Here is a 6,059-nt window from a genome sequence, read left to right as displayed (position 1 = left end):
TCCCGGATGCGGTGGAATTACAACTGGGGACCAATCCGCTGGCGAAAGACAATGATGTCTTGCACCGTTCTGACTTGTTTGCCATGCAGTTGTACCGCGATGTGCTGTTCCGGGAAGCGGATACGGCAGGGGTGCAGTACTGGCAGCAGCAGATTGACAGTGGCAAGATGAGCAGGGCGCAGGTGGCGGCGTCGTTCATGGCGTCGTCGGAATTCCAGAATGGCATCGGCAGTCTGACGCGGCTGTACTTTGGGGCCTTTGACCGCTTGCCGGACCGCGATGGCCTGGCGTACTGGATGCAGCAAGAGAAGGCGGGCTTGAGTCTCTCCAAGATCAGTGCGTCGTTTGTTGCCAGTACGGAGTTCCAGAGTACGTATGGCAGTCTGGACAATAGTGCCTTTGTGGACCGGGTGTACCAGAATGTGTTGCACAGGACATCGGACGCGGCGGGCAAGACGTACTGGCTGGGGCAGCTTGGCAGTGGGGTCAGCCGGGGGGATTTGTTGGCGGGCTTTACAGAGTCGACGGAGTTCAAGGCCACTTCTCAGAGCAAGGTGTCGTTGACGCTGGATTATATCGGGCTGCTGGGACATGCACCGGATGCGGCAACCTTTAATGCTTTGCTCGCTCAGTCGGGTGTGGATGCAGTGACGCTCATCGGGCAGTTTATTAATTCGCCTGAGTATCTGGCCAGGTTTATGCCGGTTTGAGGGGGAACAGACGTCAAACTGGATGAGGCAGTTTGACGGAAGCTGCCCCTTACTTTACCGCCAGATGTGACGGAGGATAAATGAGGGGCAGTGATGGGAGCGGCAGCTAGTGTAGTGCTGCACTAGCCGGTGCCAGCCACGGATCAGATTGTCAGATCAGGCAACGTTACGTTGCGTCCACGGAATAACCGTCGAAGCCTCTTTCTTGGCCTGTTTGGCTGCCTTCTTTTCCTTAGGTGTGCTGGCGGCCTGCTTCTTGGTCTCTTTATTACTCTGTTGTACCTTACTCACGATAATCTCCTGGTAACACCAAGAATTTGGTGACTAACCAGTATAGGCTCATGCGCCTGACATAACCGCCGCCACGAAAATATATTCGACCGGCATTTGCGACGTCATCTGGGTTAGATCAGTAGCAAATACCTTGCACCTAAGTTGTACCTACGTTGCAACCAAGCTGTGGACAAGCCCTGTATAAGTCAGCCCAAAACGGTGGATGACCTGTGGATAGCTTGTGGGTAAGTTTTCTGCCCGCCTCGTTCGCCCGGTTTTATCAGTCCTCCATACCGTCCGCTCGCCCTCCTGCCATGACTGTCTGCGTGTCACGCGGACAAATAACGGACGGGGCGGACAAGTCCCACCAAAATATTTCCCTTACTATTCAATGACTTACAACTGGCATGGTTTCTGCTAAACGTTATGCATTCTTCATGCATTCCAATTAATAAGCACATCATGATACGAGATACTTCAGCCCAAGATACCGTGTTGTCTACCAATACGGGACAAACCCGCAAGCGTTTGTTGATGGTGGCAGGTGCCAGCCTGGCTGGCATCGCCGCCCTGGTGTTACTGATATCTGCCTGGCGCGGTAGCAGCCAGTCGGTGAATGCGTCACGCCTGCGCATTGCGGAAGTGACTCACGGCACTCTGGTCAGGGATGCGGCAGTCAATGGCAGGATTGTGGCAGCGATCAGCCCGACCTTGTATTCCAGTGCTGGCGGCACGGTCACTTTGAAGGTGAGCGCCGGTGAAACAGTCAAGAAAGGTGACATCGTCGCCGAGATAGAATCGCCAGACCTGACCGACCAGTTCAAACGCGAACAATCCAATACCGAACAGCTGGAAGCCGAAGTCGCTCGCCAGCAGATACTGGCCAAAAAACAAAAGCTGATCGCCCGTCGTGATGCCGACCAGGCAGAAATTGATCGCGTGGCAGCACAACGTGCCTTCCAGCGCATAGAAGCCGCTGGCGTCATTGGCGTGGTCGCCAAGAACGATTTCCTGAAAGCCCAGGATGCCATGCATTCCACAGAAATACGTTCCAAACATGCGGCCCAGGCAGCCGATCTGGAAAGCGAAGATGTGACCCTGGAACTGAAAACAAAAATGAGCCAGTTGCAGCGCCAGCGCCTGAGCCTGAACTATGCCAAACGCCGTGTCGAAGAATTGAAATTACGCGCGCCAGTAGACGGCATCATCGGTAGCCTGGCAATTTCCAACCGCAGTGTAGTGGCCGCCAATACTGCGCTGATGACCCTGGTGGATCTGTCGCAACTGGAAGTCGAAGTGGAAATTCCTGAATCGTATATGACCGATCTGGGTCTGGGCATGAAGGCAGAAATCATGATCAACAATAACAAGATCATGGGTAGCTTGACGGCTATCTCACCGGAAGTGGTGAAGAACCAGATACTCGCCAGAGTGCGTTTCAGTGGCAAGCAACCTGAAGGCTTGCGTCAAAGCCAGCGCGTCTCTGCCCGCTTGCTGATGGAAGAAAAAGCCAACGTCATGATCTTGCCGCGTGGCCCCTTTGTTGAGGCAGACGGTGGACGTTTTGCCTATGTCGTAGAAAACGGCGTTGCCCAGCGCCGCCCTATCAAAATGGGTGCAACCAGTATCTCCGCAGTAGAAATTCTCAGTGGTTTGAAGGACGGCGACAAGGTCGTGATCTCTGGTACCGATACATTTGAAAACGCTACCAGCGTTTCTATCAATAATTAATTTAGAAAAGGAATATCCCATGTTACGCATGAAAAGCCTGAGCAAAGTTTACCGTACCCACCTGATAGAAACCCATGCCCTGCGCGGCTTTGACATCCATGTCAAGGAAGGTGAATTTGTCACCGTGACCGGCCCCTCAGGGTCCGGCAAAACCACTTTCCTGAACATCGCTGGTTTGCTGGAAGAATTCAATGATGGCGATTACCTGCTCGATGGCATCAATGTCAAAGGCATGAACGATAATGCCCGCACCCGCTTGCGTAATGAAAAACTGGGTTTCATTTTCCAGGGTTTCAACCTGATTCCTGATTTGAATTTATTCGACAATGTCGACGTGCCACTGCGTTATCGCGGTTTTAATGCAGCCGAGCGCAAGGAACGCATAGAAGCCTCACTGGCCCAGGTTGGCCTGGCCTCGCGCATGAAACATTTTCCAGCCGAATTGTCGGGTGGTCAGCAACAGCGTGTCGCCATTGCACGCGCACTGGCCGGTTCACCAAAGCTGTTACTGGCCGATGAACCTACCGGTAACCTGGATACCCAGATGGCGCGCAGCGTCATGGAATTGCTGGAAGAAATCAATGCCAAGGGTACGACCATATTGATGGTTACGCATGATCCGGAACTGGCCATACGTGCCCAGCGCAATGTCCACATTATCGATGGTCAGGTCAGTGATCTGGTGCGCAAGATGCCTTCGCTGTATGACGCCAGGACTGAAGGTAAGGCAGACGATTCTGCCAATGAAGTTGATCGTTCGGCCGTCGCCTGAGGAGCAGTGACATGTTTCAATATTATTTTTTCCTGGGCATACGTAGTCTGCGCCGCAATCCGGCCCTGACTGCGCTGATGGTGCTGACCCTGGCGGTAGGCGTTGCTGCCAGCATTTCCACTCTGACAATTCTACATGTGATGTCGGGTGACCCAATACCACACAAGAGCAACCGTCTGTTCATACCCCTGATGGATAATGGCCCACTGAAAGGCTACACGCCAAATGATAAACCGAATGATACCCAGATGAGTTACCGGGATGTCATGAATCATCTGCCGGCCCAAATTGGGGAAAGACGTACGGCTACGTACGGCATATTAATGGCAATAGAACCAGCACGCAAAGACCTGCCTGCAATAGAACCCGAAGGTAGCGCCGTAACCAAGGATTTTTTCGCCATGTTTGACACTCCATTTTTGCACGGGCAGGGATGGACTGACAACGATGACGCCAAAGCTGCGGACGTTGTCGTACTTGGAAAAAAATTGGCTGAAAAACTGTACGGCAATACCAATCCTGTTGGTCAGTATCTGACCATGATAGGCCACCAGTTCCAGATAGTCGGCGTACTCGACACCTGGGAGCCAAGTCCGCGCTTTTACCGCAACGCCACATTTGGCACGCAGGAAGATTTTTTTATCCCTCTTGCAAGCGCCATCCGGCATGAAATTACACACGCTGGCGGCATGGGCTGTACTGGCGACGTCGCACCCGGCTGGCAGGGGCGGCTGGATTCCGAATGCACATGGCTAAGCTTCTGGTTTGAATTGAAGTCAGAAAGCCAGCGTCAGGAATTGCAAAGCTACCTCGATAATTATGCAACTGAACAGCGCAAACTGGGTCGTTACATGCGTCAGGCAAAAAATAAACTATTCAATGTCATGGAATGGCTGGATGAATCCAAAGTGGTTGGTAACGACAACAAGTTGTCTGCATGGCTGGCCTTTGGCTTTCTGCTATTGTGCCTGGTGAATACTGTGGGACTTTTACTGGCCAAATTTTCGGTGCGGGCATCGGAAGTCGGCGTACGACGGGCGCTGGGCGCATCCCGCAAAGAGATATTTAATCAATTTCTCATCGAAAGCAGCGTCATTGGCCTCGCTGGCGGTCTCACCGGCCTGTTACTGGCTTTTGGCGCACTTGCCCTGATCGCCATGCAATCGAAACAGCTTACCGTCGTAGCACATATGGACTGGCAAATGCTGACCATTACCTTCGTCATGTCAGTCACTGCAGCCATCTTGGCGGGATTGTTCCCGACCTGGCGCGCATGTCAGGTGACACCCGCGATACAACTCAAATCACAATGAGGTTACCATGAAACTCAATTTGGAAATCCGACCCATTTTGTCTGCGCTACTGCGCAGCAAGACCGGTGCCATCCTGGTGGCCCTGCAGGTTGCCATCAGCCTGGCAATCTTGGCCAACGCCGTGTATATCGTACAGCTGCGCATGGAAGTAGTAGCACGCCCCAGCGGCCTGACAGAAGAAAATAATCTGTTTTCCATTAACCTCAGCAACCGTAAAGTAGCTGAACATGCAGAACAGATCGCCACACAAAAGCAGGATGAGGCAACCATACGCGGCGTAGCTGGCGTGCAGGGTGTCATAAGAGTAAGCCAGACACCATTGTCGTGGTCGGGCAGTTACACCGGCATTTCGCTCGACAGGAAACAGGCCGCCACCAGTACCAGTGTTTCGATGTATATCGCGTCCGAATCTGTGATGAAACTCTGGGGTTTGAAACTAGCCGACGGGCGGGACTTCAATCCGGGTGAGTTTCGCGAAATTGACACTAGCACCAGCAAGGAATTTCCTGACGTAGTCATCCTTACCAAGGCAGTTGCAGAGAAAATTTTTCCTGGCCAGGCCAATGTTGTAGGGAAAACCATCTATTTTGGCACTGGTGACGATGCCTATGCGACGCGTATCATTGGCGTGCTTGAACGCTTGCAGACCGTTAGCGCCCAAATCGGCGCAAAGGGTGAAAGTTCGGTTATATTGCCCATACGTATGTCGAATGACCCGTATTCCAAGTATTCGGTCCGTGCCGAACCTGGCCAGCGTGAACGTGTCATGAAGGATGTTGAGATGGCACTCAGAAAATCGTCTGCAACACCCCTGATTATCAATATGCGCACCCTGGAAGAAGACAGAACCAGACGCTATCGCGCCGACAATGGCCTGGCCTGGATGCTGATAGCCGTCTGCGTCTTGCTCTTGCTGGTGACGGCCAGTGGCATCGTCGGTATTTCCAGCCTGTGGGTGACGCAACGCCGCAAACATATCGGTGTGCGCCGTGCACTGGGTGCGCGCCGCATCGATATCCTGCGTTACTTCGTGATGGAAAATATGATGATCACCAGTATCGGTATCTTCTTTGGTGTGGCATTGGCAATCGCCCTGAACCAGCTTCTGGTCAGCAAACTGGAACTGGCTAAATTGCCTGTGCAATATTTGGTAGTAGGAAGTGTTATTTTCTGGATACTTGGTATCATCGCGGTTGTCGGCCCTGCGGCGCGTGCGGCAGCCATTTCGCCGGCAACCGCCACCCGCAGTACCTGAAGCAA

The 6,059-nt window shown here is 52.9% G+C and carries 6 protein-coding genes; 5 read left to right on the top strand and 1 reads right to left on the bottom strand.

All coding sequences use genetic code 11. The features are described 5' to 3' along the window. Nucleotides 1–710: DUF4214 domain-containing protein (locus ACO0LM_RS07805; protein WP_423035848.1), on the top strand; the 710-nt coding region annotated here is incomplete at its 5' end. Between the two features lie 156 nt (nt 711–866). Here the strand turns inward: ACO0LM_RS07805 and ACO0LM_RS07800 are convergent. Continuing rightward, a complete protein-coding gene (locus tag ACO0LM_RS07800) occupies nt 867–1,001 on the bottom strand; it encodes a hypothetical protein (RefSeq protein ID WP_422983190.1) in 135 nt (44 codons plus the stop codon). A 444-nt stretch (nt 1,002–1,445) separates the two neighbouring features. Between ACO0LM_RS07800 and ACO0LM_RS07795 the strand changes: the two genes are divergently transcribed. From ACO0LM_RS07795 to ACO0LM_RS07780, 4 genes are read left to right on the top strand one after another with little or no spacing between them, the layout of a single operon-like run. Further along, nucleotides 1,446–2,714, top strand: coding sequence for an efflux RND transporter periplasmic adaptor subunit (locus tag ACO0LM_RS07795; protein WP_423035846.1), 1,269 nt, complete (start codon nt 1,446–1,448; stop codon nt 2,712–2,714). Between the two features lie 19 nt (nt 2,715–2,733). Next, on the top strand, nt 2,734–3,486 hold the full coding sequence (locus ACO0LM_RS07790) for an ABC transporter ATP-binding protein (protein ID WP_423035844.1): 753 nt from the start codon (nt 2,734–2,736) through the stop codon (nt 3,484–3,486). Between the two features lie 11 nt (nt 3,487–3,497). Beyond that, on the top strand, nt 3,498–4,799 hold the full coding sequence (locus ACO0LM_RS07785) for an ABC transporter permease (protein ID WP_423035842.1): 1,302 nt from the start codon (nt 3,498–3,500) through the stop codon (nt 4,797–4,799). Between the two features lie 7 nt (nt 4,800–4,806). Further along, nucleotides 4,807–6,054, top strand: a complete 1,248-nt coding sequence (locus tag ACO0LM_RS07780) for an ABC transporter permease (RefSeq protein ID WP_423035840.1) — start codon at nt 4,807–4,809, stop codon at nt 6,052–6,054. The last annotated feature ends 5 nt before the right edge of the window (nt 6,055–6,059 follow it).

Source organism: Undibacterium sp. Di26W (assembly GCF_049340265.1).
Classification (GTDB): Bacteria; Pseudomonadota; Gammaproteobacteria; order Burkholderiales; family Burkholderiaceae_D; genus Undibacterium.
This window is presented reverse-complemented; position numbering and strand designations above follow the sequence as displayed.

What these genes read in the sequence shown, in the direction of transcription:
- ACO0LM_RS07795 (WP_423035846.1), top strand. Translation starts at nt 1,446, where the DNA reads ATGATACGAGATACTTCAGCCCAAGATACCGTGTTGTCTACCAATACG.
- ACO0LM_RS07790 (WP_423035844.1), top strand. Translation starts at nt 2,734, where the DNA reads ATGTTACGCATGAAAAGCCTGAGCAAAGTTTACCGTACCCACCTGATA.
- ACO0LM_RS07785 (WP_423035842.1), top strand. Translation starts at nt 3,498, where the DNA reads ATGTTTCAATATTATTTTTTCCTGGGCATACGTAGTCTGCGCCGCAAT.
- ACO0LM_RS07780 (WP_423035840.1), top strand. Translation starts at nt 4,807, where the DNA reads ATGAAACTCAATTTGGAAATCCGACCCATTTTGTCTGCGCTACTGCGC.